Origin of the sequence: Micromonospora sp. B11E3 (assembly GCF_039871625.1) — a bacterium.
Classification (GTDB): Bacteria; Actinomycetota; Actinomycetes; order Mycobacteriales; family Micromonosporaceae; genus Micromonospora.
Genome location: NZ_JBDPMC010000208.1, coordinates 1 through 1,446 on the forward strand (window position 1 = coordinate 1; position 1,446 = coordinate 1,446).

Annotated in this window: 2 pseudogenes; both read left to right on the top strand. The window is 67.1% G+C overall.

From position 1 onward, the window contains the following. Nucleotides 1-409 (top strand): annotated as a pseudogene (locus ABGB16_RS33690) (hypothetical protein); the annotation flags it as partial. Between the two features lie 269 nt (nt 410-678). Continuing rightward, nucleotides 679-1,446 (top strand): annotated as a pseudogene (locus ABGB16_RS33695) (hypothetical protein); the annotation flags it as partial.

Genomic DNA, 1,446 nt, shown 5'->3' on the forward strand with positions numbered 1-1,446 from the left:
CAACGACGAACACGGCGACGACCGCGACCACAACCAACGCGGCAGCGCCACCATCGACGACAGCGCCATCACCGCCAACAACGCCGGACGACGCGGCGGCGGCATCTTCAACGGCGACCCCGACTTCGGCCCGAAGAAGGAGGACAGCGAGGCCGTCGTCACCCTGCGCGACAGCAAGGTCGAGAACAACACGGCCACCAACGGCGGCGGCATCTTCAACAACCGCGGCACGGTCGTCCTCACCAACACCAAGGTCAAGAAGAACACGGCCACCGGCACCGACAAGCCTCACGACGTGGCCGGCGGCGTCGTCAACAACGACGGCACGGTCAAGGTCGACGACGAGTCCATCATCACCGACAACGACCCCCGCAACTGCGCCGGCAAGGTCCCCGGCTGCTTCGCCTGACGGCAGGCCGATCACATAGAGAAGAGGGAGAGCCCCTTCCGAACGCTTCTGCGGCGGGAGGGGCTCTCCCGTCGTACCTGCCCCCCTCGTCCGGCTTCGCACCGACATGAGCGGGCCCGACTCCTAACGTGCACTTCTTTCGCGTATGCCCTCGTCGTGAAGAAGATTCTCATACGGTGTGGTTCAGAAGCTACAACCGATTTGTAGCCAGGGCGCCCGCCTGATGGCGGAGCACCTTGTCTGGTACGAGGAGAGAGCAGAGAGCTCCTATGTCCAACTACCTTCCGAAGAGCACCGATACGACGGGGCAGGTGACCGGGGCTGCGCCGCGTCACCGCAAGCTGTGGATCGCCACGGGCGTGGTGGGCCTGACCGGGGTGGTCAGCCTCGCTGCGGTGGGTGCCGCCACGGGCGCCGGGGCCGCCGGGGTGGGTCGCGTTGCTGGCAACCTCAAGTGGTCCACCACCGAGCAGTTCGTCAAGGACGACGGGCCGGACCGGGACGATCACAACCGTGACGACGACTGGAACTCCGACGATCACGACGAGGGCCAGGTTCGTGAGGTGCGCTGCGACGACGACGCGTTGGTGGAGGCGTTCGTCCGGCTCAACAACGAGGAGGGCGGCACGCTGAAACTCGCCCGCGACTGCGAGTACGAGCTGGAGGACCACGACAAGAAGAACGGATCAGCCCTACCGACGATCCACCAGCGCATCAAGATCAAGGGCGACAACTCCACGATCAAGCGCGACTCCCAGGACGCGTTCCGAATCTTCACCGTCGGCGAAGGCGGCGAACTCACCCTCAAGGGCGTCACCGTCAAGGACGGCAACGCCTCCCACGAGAAGAAGAAGGACGAACAAGAACCCTGGCAGAACGCCATGTCCGCCCCCGCCGGCCCCGCCGCACCCGGCACACCCACCGCGCCAGGCGCCACAGCCGGCACACCCACCGCGCCAGGCGCCACAGCCGGCGCACCGGGCACCGCCCCCGCCGGACCGGCGACTGCGCCTGGCGGAGCGGGAGCCGCACCTGGC